Genomic DNA, 14,191 nt, shown 5'->3' with positions numbered 1-14,191 from the left:
TGCGTCCGGCGGCGCGCCACCCGACGCAGGCGCGGCTGCGGAAGTGGGCGCCGCTGTAGAACGGGGTGCGGACGTGGGGAGGTTCTGGTCGGCGTACGCGGTCAGCGCGCTGGGCAGCGGCGTCGGCGCGGGCGCCCTCCCCTTGGTGGCGATCATGGTGGTGCACGCCTCGGACTGGCAGGTGTCGCTGCTCGCGGTGCTCGGCGGGCTCGCCGGCGCCGTCGTCGTCGTGCCGTTGGGCCCATGGATCGAGTTCCACCGGAAACGACCCGTCATGATCGGCGCCGACCTGCTCCGGTTCACCGCGCTGGCCAGCGTCCCCGTCACCGCGTGGTTCGGCAGGCTGAGTTTCCCTTTGCTGTGCGCGGTCGCGGTGCTGCTCACTGCGGCGACGATCGTGTCCAACGCCGCGAGTAACCCGTATCTCAAGGCCCTCACCCCGGCCTCCGCCCGGGCGCGGGTGAACAGCCGGCTGGAGACCACGACCTGGACGGCGAGCACGCTCGGGCCACCGGTCGGCGGGCTGCTGGTGTCGGCGACCAGCCCGATCACCTCCATGACGGTCGACGCGATCAGCTACTTGCTGGCCGCCTGCGGGTGGCTACGCATCCGCCGCCCGGAACCGCCACCACCGCAACCGGGAACCACCCGCCGGTGGTGGGCCGACATGATCGGCGGCTGGCAGCACATCGGCGCCCACCCGGTCCTGCGACGCTTGTTCGCCAACGCGATGGTTTTCGGCGGCTGTATCATGGCCTCCACCCCGCTGATCGCCGTCTACCTGCTGCGCGACCTGCACTTCACCGCCCTGCAGTACGGCCTCGCGCTCGGCGTCCCCTGTGCTGCTGGGGCGCTCGGCTCGCTGCTCGCCCCAGCGATCGTCCGCCGCGCCGGACTCGCCGCGACGCTGCTGATCAGCGGGGCCGCCCGATGCCTGTGGATGAGCCCGATCCTGCTCGCCCCGCCCACCACGAGCGGCCTTGTGCTGATCGTCGCCGCCGACAGCGCCCTGCTGTTGTGCGCGGGCGTGTTCAACCCGGCCTTCGCCACCTACCGGATGACCGCCACCGCCGACACCCACCTCGCCCGGGTCGTCGGGGCGTGGGCGGTGACCGGCAAAGTCGTCCAGCCCGCCTGCATCGCCGCGGCCGGCCTGCTCGCCGCGACTGCGGGGATCCGCACCGCGATCGCCGTGCTGTCCGTGGCGCTGCTGGTCAGCGCCGCCCTGCTGCCCTGGACCGCGCTGCGCCACCACACCGATAACGGCCCGACAGACAAAGCGGAGACCTCGTGCATGAACAAGCATTGAGCGGCGGCCGGTTCGCGGATCCAGCCGGCGACGGCGACACCGTCACCCGCCGCGCCGGCCCCGGCGCGGCCAACATCCACGCCCTGCTCGATCACCTCGCCGCAGGCGGTTTCACGCTGGCACCGCGCGTGCTCGGCACGCCCGGCGGCGGCCAGGAGCGCCTCAGCTTCCTGCCCGGTACGGCCGGGCACCCGCCGCTAGCCGCGGCGATCCGCTCCGATAAAGCGGTGCGCAGCGCTGCCCGCGCGGTCCGGCAGCTGCACGACGCCGCCGAAGGGTTCACGCCACCCGCCCCCGGAAGGTGGGATCGGCAGGAGGTCACCGTCCCGGCCGAGATCGACTGCATCGGCCACGGCGACCTTGCCCGCTGGAACCTGATCTTCGACGGCGACCAGGTCACCGACGTCATCGACTCCGACTTCGCCGGACCCTCCAACCGGGCCTGGGATCTGTCCTACCTCGCCCACCAACTCGTCCCGTTCCACCCGACCGGTGTCCTGGCAGGGTTCGGGTGGGACACCGAACCCGACCGCGCCCGCCGGCTGCGGATCCTCGCCACCGCCTACGACCCCGGTCTGCGACCCGAGCTGCTGGCCGACGACGCGCCTATCCGGCTGCTCGGCATGGCCGCCCACATCGAAACCCAGATCCTTGCCGGGAACCCGGCCTTCGCCGTGCACCGCGACCACCACTTCGCCGCCGGCTACCGCGCGGCCACCGCGTTCATCCTGACCCACCGCGACCGCCTGCTCGGCTGAACGAACACGCCGGCCGCGCACGCGCGAAGACGACGAGAAAGGAAGGAGGTGAGTTCGTGCAGCGGATAGCGATCCTCGGCGCCGGTGGGGCCGGCAAGACCGTCCTGACCCGACACCTCGGCGAGTTGCTCGGCCTGCCGGTTACCCACCTCGACCAGCTGCGCTACCAGCCCGACTGGACCCTCGTCGCCGAGCAGGCGTTCACCGCCGCCCAACGCGACCTGGTCGCCGCAGACGCGTGGATCATCGACGGCAACAGCCTGGCCTCCCTGCCCATCAGAGCGGCCCGGGCAGACACGATCATCGTGCTCAACCCGCACCCGCTGGTCTGCCTGACCGGCATCCTGCACCGCAGCCTGCGGTACGGCCGTGGCCAACACCGCGACGGCATCTACAACCGCATCACACCCAACGTCGTGAAGTACGTCCTGTCGTATCGGGGGCAGCACCTGCCCAAAGTGCTGGCCAGCGTGCGCGATCACGGCAGGCATGCCGAGCTGATCCACCTCACCAGCCGCCGCGCCGCCGACCAGCTGATCTGCCAGATCCGAACCGAGCGCAGCGCAGGCTCGCTATGACGGACCTCGACCGCTATCTCAGCGACCCGGCCTTCGCGAACACCAGCCTGGTCGTGCTCGACTTCGAGGGAACAACCCCGGCCAACCACCCTTCGGAACCGATCGAAGTCGGCGCCGTCGTACTGCGGCCCAGCGCAGCGTCGATGACGTGCGCCCGCCGGTACGAGGCGCTGATCCAGCCGCCCGCGCACGCCCCGCTGACCGCGGCCGATACCCGGCAGACCGGCATCACCGCGACCATGCTCGCCGACCGGCCCGCGGCCGGTCCGGTGCTGGCCGCCCTGGACGCCCTCCTGACCGAGCCGCCTTACGTGACGGTCGCGCACCATGCGCCGATCGAGGCCGGCATCCTGCGCCGCTACGCGTCCGCCTGCCCGGCCCTGGCCGCCGCGCCGATGCTCGACACGCTGCGGCTGGCGAAGGCCTGCCGTCCCAGGCTGGCTTCCTACAACCTGGACGCGCTGCTGACGCACTACGAGATCACGATCCCTGCCGACCGGCACCGCGCGCTCGCGGACGCCGAGGTGACCGCCCGGCTTGTCGTGCGGCTGTTGGCCGAGGGCGCGAACCGCCATGGCTGGTCCCAACTCGCCCAACTGCGTAGCCTCGCCGGCCGGCCGCCGCCGGCGGCTGGCACTGCACAGGGCGAACTGTTCTGACCATCCCGCGAAGCACGACTTCGTCCGAGCCTGCGTCGCATGGAGGAGACAGACGTGACCGACCAACCACCACCACCGGTAGAACGCTTCCGCCGGGCCAGGGAGCCTGGCGGCGCCGAGCGGATCCGGATCGCCGTCGCGCAGACACCGATCACGACCGACCCGCGCAAGAACGGCGCCGCGGTCCGGGCCGCCATGCATACCGCCGCCGATCGCGGCGCCCGGCTCGTGCACTTCAGCGAGGGCGCCCTGGGCGGCTACGCCGGAGCCGACAAAGCCCACTTCACCGGCTGGCACATCGACTGGCAACCAGCCGAGACCGAGCTACACCAAACTATGCAGTTGGCCGAGCAACTGCGGCTTTGGGTTGTGGTTGGCGGCAACCATCGCCTTGAGCATGCCCGCCCGCACAACAGCCTCTACGTCGTCTCCGACCACGGCGAGCTGGCCGACCGGTACGACAAGCGATACTTGTCGCACAGCGAGATCACCGGCCTCTACACCCCCGGCTTCACGTCCTGCACCTTCACCGTGGACGGGTACACCTTCGGCTGCCTGCTCTGCGTCGAGATCCAATTTGGGGAACTGTGGATCGAGCAACGCGACCTCGGCGTGGACTGCGTCCTGTTCTCCACCTACTCCGACGACCCCATCTTCGAGACCATCGCCCGCGGATACGCCGCCGCGAACAGCTACTGGGTCAGCGTCGCCGTCCCCGCCCCGTGCTCGACGGCAACGCCGTCGGCCGTGATCGGCCCGCACGGTCAGTATCTGGCCCAGGCTCCACTCGGCGAACCGGCGGTGATCTGCGTCGACTTGAACCGGAGCGACCCGGCCCTCGACATCGCCCTGAACCACGCCCGACCTTGGCGGCGCACCGCCGCCACCGGAGGGCTCTACACACCGCACCGCAGCACCGAACCCCGCAGCACCGACCACACCACCACCTGACCGGGCCGCCAGCATCCGACAGAGATACCAACCGCTCGGCCGTCACGGCAACCAAGCGCGCCCGGCATGCGCGGCGGCCGGACGCGTAGGAGCGCAGGGACACCGACTAGCGTCATCCGCAAGCATGTGGTGCAGAAACTGGGTGACCGCGGCCACCTCCACGCCCTGGCTGTCAAGAAGCCGGAACGGCATCAACCGGTCGCCGGTCTCCTCCACCCTGCCGAGCCTGGCTACTTCCAGTCTCGCGAGATCCCGAACGTTCGTGCCGTGCTCTGCCATCCATGCCTCCGCGGGCCGCCGTGGTCGATGACCCGAGATGACAGCAGATCCAGACCACCACACGCAGCGACAGGTGAGTCCAGGCCAGGGCCCCAACAGGCCGAAGAGTCACGCTCCGTTGACCTCGGGAGACACCACCGACGTCCCTCACTGTTTCGGTCAACGGGACATCCGGTGTCCTATGCTCCGGCGTCGATCCACGACAGCGGTTGGAGGGCCTATCCGGAGTTCGCTATCCATCGGTAACCCACGAGATCGTCCGAACGCTTGATCACCTCCGAACGGTCCGGCCCGGGCTGCCCTCCTAGCTGCCGCTCCTGCGGTCACCGAAGACCCCGGTTACTCGCGCGAATCCCTCGCTCTCGACGCCGTTCACGGCATGGTCCGGCACTACCTCGCGGAACAGCGCGAGCTGCTACTTACCGGCCGGGACAGCACGTCCGCGGTGCGCCTGGTGCTGGAGACATACATCCGCGCTGGCTGGGGTGAGGCTGCCCAACTTGCAGAAGAACTTGATGATCTATTTGGCTGATACCACGGCGTTGATGGCAGTGACCCCTTTCCATGGCTGAACAACGGGGTCGCCGGGCGTGTTCGGCGCCCGGCGGGCTGGGAGCATCGCACGGCCGGCATGGTCAGCGGTCGCCGGAAGCACCTTCGTTACACGGCGATCAGTGGTCGACTTCTACATGCTCGCCAGCCAGGACCGGCTGTGTCGGCGGGCTCGTCACGGCTGTCATCCGTAGACGGTGCGGGGTTCCTGTGCCCGCTCATGTGAATCCCTATTGTCAAGGTCGGTGGCCGTCACCCAGTCCAGCAACCGCTGGCTGGAGCACCAACCGACTTTCTTTCGAGAGTTCACCAGGTTGCCGTGCCGACAGCCGATAAATGGGTCGGGAATCCAGGCCCGTCCACGAGACGATGGACACCGTGCTTTCCGGAAACGACGACAGCGGCGGCCAGTTCGACCGTGTCCAAGGTATGGGGCCTGACGATTGGGCAGCAATCGACGAGGCGCTGGGTAGGTTCACGGCTGCGTCCGTGATTCCGCTGCTGGGTGCCGCGATCGACGCCCCGTGGTCGCGGCCGTGGCAGCACCACCTGACGCTGCTGTGGCTCCGGGCTGTGGGCGTACCACCGGCCGGGAGCCGGCCGGCCACGGACCCGGACCTGGCCGTGCTGGTGAATGCTGCCGTGGAGGTCGCCCGGTACCCCGTGCTGCCGCCGGGCGTGTCGAATGATCCGCGGCACCCGGTCGGATTCATGGTCGCCGGTCGCCGGTGGCGGATCCATCCCGGCGACTATCTCTACCCGCTGATGCTGCTGCGGCGGCTTGCCGCCACGGCGCAGGCCGTCGATTCCACGTTGCTCGACGCCGTCGGGTTCACCTTGACCGATGTGATCGAGGTGGTACTGGCGCACGGCGACGACATCTTGAAGGGCCTAGCCGAGGCGTGGAGCGCCTCGGCCGACGACACGACCGGCACCGACGCGGGCCGTACCGCCGCCCGTGCTACGGCCGTGTCGACGGCCGAGGTCGACGCAGTCCGGGAATCTATGGCGAGGCTGGGCGACCCACGTCGCATCACCAACCGGTGCAGCCGTCCCGAACGCGCCACCGGGGCCCTGACCTGGCTCACCCGCGACGCCGTCCTGGTAACGCTCGCCGATACACCGGGGCTCCCGACGCTCGGACCCGTCCTCCGGGTGCGTTCGGGCGACGCGGTGTTTCCGATTCCGGCCAGTCTGACGCTCGACGCGTTGAACGCGGCCGCGGACATCCTTGTTCGACACCCTGAGATCGGCGACGCCGACGCCGTCCGTCTCCAGGCGCTGACGTGCGGCCACGCCTTCGCCGTTTTCAACAAGCGACTGGTCAACCGGGTGGCGCCGATGGAAATCGACCTCGACATCCCGCCGATCATCACCGGCCCACGAACAGTGGCGACGGTCGTCAGCGCCTTGAGTCCGGACATGTTCACCGCGGCGATCGAGCGCGCCACCGACGTCCTCGATCGGCGGCAGGTCGAGACCGACACGTGGCACGTCCTGGGCGATCTCCCTGCCCCGGCAACCACCTCCATCCGCGTCGATCACCTCGCCAAGGTGATCGTGTACGGGGGCCCTCTGGTCATCAACTGGCATCAGGTGCGGGACGTCATCCTGCTCCACATCGAAGAGCTCGTCGAACTCGTTGACGCGGCCGGCGGCGACTGGGCCACCGTCGAATGCTTCCTACAGGATCTCGGCGAACACGCCGGGCACGATGTCGTCTTCTTCCAGGACATTCTGGACGTGTGGACGGCATGGCGGGACTGGGGGCGCATCGGCCCTCCCGCAGACCAGGACGACACCAGCCCAGCCGACCAGACGCGGCCAGGCGAAGACGCGGGTGAGGACGCCGACGAGCAGACAGCGCTGCACGTCGTAGCAGCCGAATACGACGCCACCTGGGTCCAGGCCGCCGGATGGGAGGCGATCGATACGGTTCTGGCTACCGCAGCCCTGCCGGAGCATCGCGACTGGCCGATCGCGACCATCGACGCCGACGATACCGCGAACCTCTTCACCACGCCCCACGGGGAAATCGCTCTGGTCAGCACCGACCCGGCGTTGGTCATCCTCATCGACGGCTCGGACGCCGCGACACTGAACCTGGACGCGGACATGTACTTCCAACTCGCCGACGCCGTCCGCTACTGCATCACCCGCCGGGACGACATCGCGTCACACTTCCGGCTCCACGACACCCCACTCACCATCGTGCTCGGCCTCACTGACGACCCGGCCCCCGATCTGAGCCGTGGATACGGGCTGCGGGTCGCCTGCGCGGCGGAGCCAGCCGTGCTGAGCGTCATCATCGGACCCGACGTCCTCGAACTGCTCCACACAGACCCGATGACCGGCCACAACGTGCTCGGCGGCACCCTGCACGAACTCGTCCGTCGCATCCGCGTAGACCGGGCCGCGGACCCTGGAACATCGGCGGAGACGTTCCGCAATGCTTGGGAGCAGGTTGGGCCCCTGATGATGTTGAACGCTGTCGCGGACAGCCGTCCGACGGCGGCTCCGGTCGACACCCTGCCTCGGACGCCGGCGATCCGGGCGCGGGCGCTGCGCGCCGTGGCTGATCGCCTTTGCCACCGGGTCGCCCCTGGCACCTACAGCGACACGCACGCGCACACCCTCTGCCAGGACACAATCCTGCCCACGATCGAGGAGACCCTCAGTGAACGGATCGCCGCGTGCGATCCGTCCCTGCTGTACAAGCTCGCGGTCCGGCTCAACGCCGCCTACGCCACCTATCTGCGCCGAAGCCACCAGATCATGCACTCGCTCGCTGGGCCGTGGGCGGCCAACTGGCACGACGCAGCCCGCGACGGTGACCGCTCCGCCACCATGACCTCCCTGCAGACGCTGTTCGAGGCAGCACTGGCAGACCCGCCCGTTGGAACCCGGACCGTCGACGCGCTCGACCTCGGGGAACTTGCCGCCCTCGCCGAACTGCTCGCCCTCGCCGCTGCCGCCGACTACGGGTACGAACGGGATCTACACGGTCTCCAGGTCGACATCAACGACGACGGAATCTTCGTCGTGCAGAACATGCCAGTGATCGCCGACCAACGAGACAGCAGCAGCGATCCACCCTTGGACATCGACCTCGCCGCCTACCACCGCGCCCAGCTCGACCACCTCATCGCGGTGGCCGCCACAGACCCGTGGACGATCGACGACCTCGCCCACCAGGCCAGCCAGGAGGGATCCCGGTTTCCCCACCCCGGCCAACAGCGCGACCGCGTCCCCTTCCAGCAGCTGGCCACGTTCGCCGAGCCATCCCTGCTCCAGGCCGACGCGTTGCTCGCCCGCGGATGGGGCACCGGGCTCGACGGCCTCGCCGCCGTGCTCGGCACCGCCGCCGACTGGCCAACCGACGAGAACGGCATCGCCGCTGTCAACCCGGACGACCTGACCGGCGAGGCCACCGACTGGTCCACCCTCCCCGATACCCAGATCCGCGCTGCCCTCCACCTACTCCAGATCGACCCTGTCGAACTCCAGCAGGGTGGTGCCCGGCGGTTCCTCAACGTCGAGCAGCGGTCCCATCGCCTGCTCACACGGCCACTACCGATGATCGACGGCCGGATCCTGGTGATGCCGTGGCTGATCCATGCCGCCCTGCAACTCCACAACAACTACCTCGCTGCGGCCCGGCTGCCGCATCCGGTCAATGTGCTGCCTCCAGGTGTCGCCGACGCGATGAACAAGCACCGCAAGAGCCGCAACGACGAGTTGGAGACCACGGTCCGCGACGTCGCGGCGGACCTCGGTCTGCCGCATCGATTCCAGTTCAACCAAAGCGAACAAGCCCGTCTTGGCATCCCCAACCCGGTTGGTGAGATCGACGTGCTGATCACCGACCCCGCCAACTCGCGACTGTGGATCTGCGAAGTCAAGGACCTCGCTACGCCCCACAGCGTCGCAGCAATGCGACACCATGTCCGCCAGTTCACCCACGGAAAGCGGTTCGTTCCCAAGCTCCTTGAGAAAGCCGAACAGATTCAGCGGCACGCCCACGCCGTCGCTCTCGCCTGCGGTGTTACCGAAATGCATCCTTGGCGGGTGATTCCATTGATCGTGACCCGTCACGTCGAGCCTGCGGCTTACGTCCAGAATCCGAAAGTCGCGTTCACCCTCCCATATCAACTCCGTGAGGTCCTCCAAAATCCGATCGACCCGGTAGAAGGCCCTGCACCCGCGAGCCATCCCTCGTAGCCAACAGGTTGCTTCGGGTGCGGAACAGGCGAAGCCCTGACTAGTGTTTCTTCTGGTCATGGCCTCGTCGCTAACTTTGCGGCTTTGAACTTGTTCACGAGAACCCTCGGATACCGCCCGGCGGGTCACCGTCGAGCATTGGCTCTGCGTCGATGTCGGTGGTCCCCGCCATACTTGCTGCATGACCGATCTCGCGTACATGGTCCGGGAGGACTGGGCTCAGCACGGCACGGCGATGGTTTCAAGTAGCGCTCGCATCCGCGATTGGCTCGGCGACGAACCCGTGGTCTTTGCCGTCACCGACAAGAGGAAGTTCAACGGCGCACACAGCGCCGATCTTGAGGCGGCAGAGTACATCGTTGAGGGCCGTGCGCGGCACGACGTCGTTGACATTGCTGCCCTCACACGTCTCGCAGACGATGACCGAATGGTCAAAATCGCGGTCGTGGTGCTGCATCCGTTCGATCAGCAGGACTGCGAGGCCCTCAGCGAGATGATCGGATCTCAAGCGGCCGGCCGCGTGTTCGTTCTGATCTGGTCTCCACGAGACATCATCCGAGCTTGGCTGGACGGACACGGTGCTGTCGACCTGCACACCGGAGTGCCGCTGCCTGCGCCGGACCCGCTCCAGGTGGCCGCGGGCAAGCTGATGGTTGACGAGCAGTACAACGGGCTGAGTTCCGGTCGTGGTAAGGACGCTGTCGTCCAGCTGCTGCGGGCCTTCACCGGCTCGGGGTATCCGCTCGATGGGGACGCCTGGCTCCGGGCGTTCTTCGCTGCGGGCGGCGCCTTCCGTCACGCTGACTCGGTGGTGAGGTTCGTCAAGGAGATGAAGGCCGGCACCAAGCACCGCGTCACGCCTCGGTTTCGCGTTGACATCCTCGACGTCCTGCGAGAGCGGGTGGCATCGCCGTAGGGATACGCGCGCCAGCTGGTTGCGGTGAGCCGCGTTGCTGCCGCTGGCCTCGGTGAGAGCGGCGCGCGGTGATCGTGGTGGCCGAGCCGGATCAGGTCGAGACCGACCTATCCGCCGGGCGTACTCGCCTGCCCCCGCTGCGACGGTGTTCTGCGCCGGTGGGCGTACGCGGCCGGCCGGCTGGCATTGCCCCTGCGCCGAGCATGAGGCGGCGAATCACTGCTGCATCACGCGAGGGCTCGTTTTAGGCTCGCCGGTTGCGGCAGAGCCCGCCATGATGTGGCCATGGTAAGCACGAAACGAACCTGGAACTGGCATGACTGGAAGTGTGCCGAAGAGGACGTCGCCTCCGGTGAGGTGCGTGAGCACCAGTATCTGGAGATGAAGCGCGACAACTACGGCACCGAGAACAGCCACAGGAAGGAATTAGCCAAGGACGTAGCTGCGTTGGCCGTATACGGAGGAACCTTGGTGATCGGGATCGAGGAGGACAACGCGACTGGACGTGCCACGCGGCTGTCTCCGGTCGATCTTTCTGGACAGGTGGAACGGATCCAGCAGATCTGCGCGGGCCGCATCGACCCACCCCTACAGATCGCGGTTGACGAGATATCCGATCCGAGCGATCCGTCCAAGGGACTGATCCTCATCGATATTCCGGCAAGTCCGTTCGCGCCACACCAGGTCGATGGTCGATACGTCGGCAGGGCCGACCGCGTAGTGCGTTCGCTGACTGATGCCGAGGTCGTTCATCTCCACCGATTCCGTACCGTGTCCGAGGACGCGGTCGTCGGCGACCTTGAGCGCGCACGTCAGAGTGGCGAGGAACTCGGCCTGGGTGCGTCGGCGCTGGTCGTCGCCGTCACCCCGACGCCGCTGTTGCGGCCCGAGATCATCCGTGACGAGTTGGCCTCCGGCAGTTGGCAATCATGGCTGAGAGACATCACCGAGTCTGCCGAGGCTCGGGCTCGGGCCCTCGACGGCAACTTGCCGCTGGCGCAACTGGTCTATAGCCAGCGTGGTCTGTCCTTTACAAGCCGCAACGGTGTCCCGGTTCCTGGGGGGCGATCGTTCCGGTACAACGGGTCAGACGGCTGCCATCTGGTCCTTGAGGTGTTCGACTCCGGTGCCGTCACACTCGCCGCCCGCGGTATTGTCGGCGAGTATCCGACCCATCGAGGCAGCGAGGATCAGGAACTCATCCTCGAGCAATACGAGGCCATTACCTACACGTTCTTGGGCCTCGCGATCTTCTCCGGACTCGCCAAGCACGCTGGGCTGCGCTGTACAGCCGGCATCGGTCTCCACATCGGCGGCTTGCGCGGCGCTGTGCCCCATCGCCCGCCCTCGCACGGCTTCTGGAGCAGCGCCGTCCCATACCGCGACCAGACCTACAAACGGGTAACCAGCGCCACAACAGTTGAGCTCGCCGGCGACCTGACCGGAGTTCTTGATCGGCTTTACGGAAACCTCCTGCGCGGACTGGGAATCGGCGACCCTCTCCGCAAGAGTGACGCTTGACCTGCAGGCCATGAAGGCATCGAGCTCGCTGTTCGGACGTCGCGCTCGTTGGTGTGCCCCGACCTATGGGCCTGGCCGAAGCCATGCCAGGAGGGCGAGACAGGTGGTCACCGTGGCGACGATCGCGCAAAGCCGGACCGTCGTGCCCGTGCTCCTCAACGCGTAGCGGACTGTCTTGTTCAATTCGACAATGACGGCATTAGCCCAGTTCATGCTGATCCGTTCTAAGTTCTGCTGAAGTAGCCGCCAGCATCACAGCCGGAACAGGCTCTCGTCACGCCCATCGTCGATACCCTTTGAACCGCACATAGTACATCCCGGAAGCGTCCCTGCAGCGGGAGTTTTCGCAGGTGACGATACCTATGGGTCGGAGGCAGGTTGCGGTCAACAGGTCAAAACTGGTCACTGGAAAGTCGCGCTTGGCGCTTGCACCTGCTGCAGAGGGGTGACCTCCACGAGCGATGCGGCCGAGCCCTTGAGCAGACAGCGGTATTTGGCATCAATGACGTTCGCCTTCGACCAAGCACGATCGATCACAACGCCGAGGAACATGACCAAGTCGTCCCGGCACCCGACAACGACATCCAGCGTCGCCCATTGCTCCCTCGCCTCATCGCCCCCAGAGGACTGGCAATGCGGCTATATCTGACGGCGCTTTACGACGTTCAGGTACGACAACGACCCGGCAGCGTCCACACCAACGACAGGCTGATCTGGCCAACCTCCGCAGCCGACATCGGCTGGGTCGGACTCCTCGCAGTCACCGCTACGGTCTCCGCAAAGGGCCGTTCTGAGATGGACAACCGCGTACGGCAGGTGAAAAGCGCCATCGGTCGGCTCGTAAGAGAGGACGCCGCATTCCTTCCTCACGGTTCCCGGCCGCGAAACAGGTTCGAGAATTTTCTACTCAGCAACGACGGCGGAGTCGCACCGGGTCTGCCCGCAGAGAGCAGCTACATCACGCCACGCCGGAACGAGGGAGTTAGCCTCCCAGTGGAATTCTTCACGAACAATTGGGTGCATTGCCTCACTGACAGTGAGATAGCGCTCTGGATCAGCATTCGTCTCCTCGCCCGCGACCATCCCCTAGCTCACAAAGAATCCGGAATTTTCATGACCGAAAGCACAAGAACGTACCGCTTCGGGCTTACCCGCGACGCCTATGAAGCACACACGACGCTCCGCCGCTTTGGGCTCATAGTTGGAATTGACAACGTGCCTCGCTGGCGAGCGGGACGGACAGAACGTCTCCGCGAGCAGGGCCTTGTCGAACCGCTACGGTTCAGACTTGATGACCGAATGTTGAAAGAGTCGGCCACAAGAATAATCGGCGGGACGCTTGGTGTCGACCAGTTCTGGTGAGGCTTTTCGCGGTGCCGTCGGGCCTCCACGACGCTCGACGGTCTGTAAATGTTGATGCTGCGGGTGAAGCCGGGGCCGCTGAGAGAGGATGGTCGTCAGGGTCTATCTGGCGTCGCGGGCGATGCGCAGTGCGGCGATGAGCTCGTTCATGTCGGATGTGGCGGCCTCCGGGATGGCGCCTTCGTAGAGTTCGTGGAGTCGGCCGTTTGCCCAGCGTCGCAATTGGTCGTCGGATTGTCCTTCTGGCGCGGGCAGCAGGGCGTTCAGCTGGTGGGCGGCTACTCGGGTGTAGACGCCGGCACGCATCCAGCCAAGGACTTCGGGTGAGTCGGCGCCTGATCGGATGGCGAGCGGGAGCAGGTTGAGTAGGCGGGCGGATTGTTCGGGGATGTTCCAGGGCCCGTCGGTGTCGTGGTCGCGGCCCAGGAGTGTTAAGGCGGTGAGGGAGCCGGCGACGAGCGGAAGTCCGAACCGGAACGCGTCCTGAGCAACGGCGATCATTCTTGGTAGCGGGTCTTGGGAACCGCGTTTCGCGTTGTCTCCGACTTCCTTGGGGTGGACGTGCTGAGCGATGGAGATCATCGGTTTGCCGGAGAGCCACGCGTGTAGCGCGGCCCGGTAGTGGGTCCAGCCCTGAACACGTTTTGGCGCGTCGTTGCTGAAGATGCCGTAGAGGCGGCTTGTCGTCCCGTACGGCGCCGCCGGCAGCACTCGTGACAGGTGGGTGTACGGCAGGCTCTTGAGGACGTCGAGCATGACGTCTGTCCAGCCCGAAATTGTTTCCGGTGCTGGCTGCGACTCGAGTTGGGCCCGTAAGGCGCGACAGATCGAGACCGTTGCCGGCAAGGTGATGCCGGACTGATGGGCGGCGATGGTGACCCACTGCGGGGCGTCAACCTCATCAATAAAGTTGTTGCCTGCGGCCTCGAGGGCTTGGGTGATGCCGTCGACGTACGGCTGGGCGCCGATGCGGTGAACTGCCCAAGTCTTTGGGGACTGCCCCGGGTTTGGTTGACTCGCGGGGTTGAGTGGTTCAGGCCGCGGTGGCGTGCCTGTTGATTGTCTCAAATTCGATCGGGGTGAGC

At 66.8% G+C, this 14,191-nt stretch carries 11 protein-coding genes; 9 read left to right on the top strand and 2 right to left on the bottom strand.

The window, feature by feature from the left end; translation table 11 throughout:
- The first annotated feature begins 73 nt into the window (after positions 1-73).
- The 8 genes from AB0E90_RS43600 (at position 74) to AB0E90_RS43565 (ending at position 11,744) form a co-directional block, all read left to right on the top strand.
- Positions 74-1,309 carry an MFS transporter gene (locus AB0E90_RS43600; RefSeq protein ID WP_360418228.1) on the top strand — a complete coding sequence of 412 codons (1,236 nt, stop codon included), beginning with the start codon at positions 74-76 and terminating at the stop codon, positions 1,307-1,309.
- Positions 1,291-2,067 (top strand): phosphotransferase, encoded by a 777-nt coding sequence (locus AB0E90_RS43595; RefSeq protein WP_360418227.1) that lies wholly within the window; start codon positions 1,291-1,293, stop codon positions 2,065-2,067. Before AB0E90_RS43600 ends, AB0E90_RS43595 begins: the two co-directional genes overlap by 19 nt.
- A 56-nt stretch (positions 2,068-2,123) precedes the next feature.
- Complete coding sequence (locus tag AB0E90_RS43590) at positions 2,124-2,645, top strand: topology modulation protein (RefSeq protein ID WP_360418226.1); 522 nt, start codon at positions 2,124-2,126, stop codon at positions 2,643-2,645.
- Positions 2,642-3,304 (top strand): 3'-5' exonuclease, encoded by a 663-nt coding sequence (locus AB0E90_RS43585; RefSeq protein WP_360418225.1) that lies wholly within the window; start codon positions 2,642-2,644, stop codon positions 3,302-3,304. The genes AB0E90_RS43590 and AB0E90_RS43585 overlap by 4 nt, the downstream gene beginning before the upstream one ends.
- 39 nt (positions 3,305-3,343) lie before the next feature.
- Positions 3,344-4,255: a carbon-nitrogen hydrolase family protein gene (locus AB0E90_RS43580; protein ID WP_360418224.1), complete on the top strand. Its 912-nt coding sequence runs from the start codon at positions 3,344-3,346 to the stop codon at positions 4,253-4,255.
- 1,200 nt (positions 4,256-5,455) lie between these two features.
- Positions 5,456-9,307 carry a hypothetical protein gene (locus AB0E90_RS43575; protein WP_360418223.1) on the top strand — a complete coding sequence of 1,284 codons (3,852 nt, stop codon included), beginning with the start codon at positions 5,456-5,458 and terminating at the stop codon, positions 9,305-9,307.
- 181 nt (positions 9,308-9,488) lie between these two features.
- Positions 9,489-10,223: a hypothetical protein gene (locus tag AB0E90_RS43570; protein WP_360418222.1), complete on the top strand. Its 735-nt coding sequence runs from the start codon at positions 9,489-9,491 to the stop codon at positions 10,221-10,223.
- Positions 10,224-10,508: 285 nt separating this feature from the next.
- Complete coding sequence (locus AB0E90_RS43565) at positions 10,509-11,744, top strand: ATP-binding protein (protein ID WP_360418221.1); 1,236 nt, start codon at positions 10,509-10,511, stop codon at positions 11,742-11,744.
- A gap of 402 nt (positions 11,745-12,146) precedes the next feature.
- Here AB0E90_RS43565 and AB0E90_RS43560 read toward each other — a convergent pair whose 3' ends face one another.
- The gene (locus AB0E90_RS43560; protein ID WP_360418220.1) at positions 12,147-12,296 is read right to left on the bottom strand and encodes a hypothetical protein; all 150 of its coding nucleotides are present in this window, start codon (positions 12,294-12,296) and stop codon (positions 12,147-12,149) included.
- Positions 12,297-12,377: 81 nt separating this feature from the next.
- On the opposite strand from AB0E90_RS43560, the gene AB0E90_RS43555 reads away from it, so the two are divergent.
- Positions 12,378-13,106, top strand: a complete 729-nt coding sequence (locus AB0E90_RS43555) for a hypothetical protein (protein ID WP_360418219.1) — start codon at positions 12,378-12,380, stop codon at positions 13,104-13,106.
- Between the two features lie 102 nt (positions 13,107-13,208).
- Here AB0E90_RS43555 and AB0E90_RS43550 read toward each other — a convergent pair.
- Positions 13,209-14,191 (bottom strand): hypothetical protein (locus tag AB0E90_RS43550; protein WP_360418218.1); only part of this gene is annotated, 983 nt, incomplete at its 5' end.

It is taken from the genome of Actinoplanes sp. NPDC026619, assembly GCF_040638295.1.
In the GTDB taxonomy this organism is placed as follows: Bacteria; Actinomycetota; Actinomycetes; order Mycobacteriales; family Micromonosporaceae; genus Actinoplanes.
The sequence above is the reverse complement of the archived record's forward strand: the minus strand, read 5'-3'. Positions and strand labels throughout refer to the sequence as shown.

Excerpts from the sequence above, each read along its gene's own strand:
- AB0E90_RS43580 (WP_360418224.1), top strand. The coding sequence starts at position 3,344 with ATGGAGGAGACAGACGTGACCGACCAACCACCACCACCGGTAGAACGC.
- AB0E90_RS43575 (WP_360418223.1), top strand. The coding sequence starts at position 5,456 with ATGGACACCGTGCTTTCCGGAAACGACGACAGCGGCGGCCAGTTCGAC.
- AB0E90_RS43565 (WP_360418221.1), top strand. The coding sequence starts at position 10,509 with ATGGTAAGCACGAAACGAACCTGGAACTGGCATGACTGGAAGTGTGCC.
- AB0E90_RS43585 (WP_360418225.1), top strand. The coding sequence starts at position 2,642 with ATGACGGACCTCGACCGCTATCTCAGCGACCCGGCCTTCGCGAACACC.
- AB0E90_RS43555 (WP_360418219.1), top strand. The coding sequence starts at position 12,378 with ATGCGGCTATATCTGACGGCGCTTTACGACGTTCAGGTACGACAACGA.
- AB0E90_RS43560 (WP_360418220.1), bottom strand. The coding sequence starts at position 12,296 with ATGTTCCTCGGCGTTGTGATCGATCGTGCTTGGTCGAAGGCGAACGTC.
- AB0E90_RS43570 (WP_360418222.1), top strand. The coding sequence starts at position 9,489 with ATGACCGATCTCGCGTACATGGTCCGGGAGGACTGGGCTCAGCACGGC.